The 1,225-nt window shown below is 63.1% G+C and carries 2 protein-coding genes; one reads left to right on the top strand and one right to left on the bottom strand.

Annotated elements, in window-relative coordinates; genetic code table 11:
- On the top strand, positions 1 to 948 hold a 948-nt coding region (locus N869_RS15185), incomplete at its 5' end, for a S8 family serine peptidase (RefSeq protein ID WP_156968599.1).
- 8 nt (positions 949 to 956) lie between these two features.
- Here N869_RS15185 and N869_RS17535 read toward each other — a convergent pair.
- Positions 957 to 1,225: hypothetical protein (locus tag N869_RS17535; protein ID WP_232229820.1), on the bottom strand; the 269-nt coding region annotated here is incomplete at its 5' end.

The raw sequence follows: 1,225 nt of genomic DNA, 5'->3' as shown, positions 1-1,225 counted from the left end.
GTCATCGGCAACGGCCAAGGCCTCGATGGCGGTCCGGGAATCCAGGGCACCGCACCAGGCGCAACCCTCTACTTCTACGCCGCGAGCCGCACCAGTTCGGACCAGGCTTGGCCGTGTTCCGTCGACGGGGTCGATGGCATGCTCCTGGCCATCGAGCAGGCCGTCCGTGACGGAGCGCACATCATCTCGATCTCTCTAAGCAAGAACCTCCCCCATGACCTCGCTGATGCCCTAGCCGTAGCGCAGCGCTCAGGAGCGATCGTGGTCGTCACCTCCCCCGGAAAACGCGCTATCGGCACATTCGACACCGGCATTGCAGGAGCTAACGGCATGGTCATCGTCGAGGCTGCCGGACCTGACGGGCTCCCCGTAGAAGGACTGTCGGTCTCCCACCCGTTGGTCACTGTCGCCGCCCCTGGAGCCCAGATGCGCATCTACAACGGATACGAAAACTGGGAAGAGTACCGCTTGCAGGATGGCACGTCGTTGGCCACTCCTTGGGTGGCGGGTGCACTGGCGCTCGTCTGGTCAGAATATCCCCAAGCAACTGGGAACCAGATTATACAGACCCTGGTGCGCCACACCTTCCAGAACAGCGGGGAGATGGATCGCCACGGTGACACCATCGGGTACGGCACGGTCTCCATCCTAAATATGCTCAACGCTGACCCAACCGCATATCCCGACGCCAACCCTCTCTTGCGTGACGACCCCCTCGTGTCCCCTTCCATCGCCGACATCACCGGTACGCCAACGCCTGACGATCAAGCCGACGATCCCGCACCGGGGTCAGGCGATGGCACAGAGAAGGCGCCGCCGGATGGTGACGGAGCCTTCTCGAACCTCTTGGTTCTGACATCTACGATCGTTGGCGCTGCCATTCTTCTGGCACTGGTGAGTTTGGTCGTGATTGTCGTCGCACGTCGTAACCGGAGAGGACGGAGCTGATGCGCCCATCAGAGGAACTGCGGACCGTTGGTGAGCACCCGAGATCTGCGCTCACTGAGATCCAGGCCGAGTTCCTGGACCTGGCCGGCGAAGCGGTTGAGCTGGAACGGGTCGCGGCTTGGGTTCTGCGCCAGGCTGGCAATGTCGGGATGGGAGGCCAGGCTGCCGAACTGGCCGCCGAGCGCATCGCCATCCTCGCCAAGGACGTCATCACCGCGACCGATCAGATCCGACAAGCAGCACGTGCAGCCGACGACGCACGTAGCGCGCTGATGGC

Origin of the sequence: Cellulomonas bogoriensis 69B4 = DSM 16987 (genome assembly GCF_000767165.1) — a bacterium.
Taxonomy (GTDB): Bacteria; Actinomycetota; Actinomycetes; order Actinomycetales; family Cellulomonadaceae; genus Actinotalea; species Actinotalea bogoriensis.
Note: the sequence above shows the minus strand (reverse complement) of the source record. Positions and strands in the feature narration are given on the sequence as shown.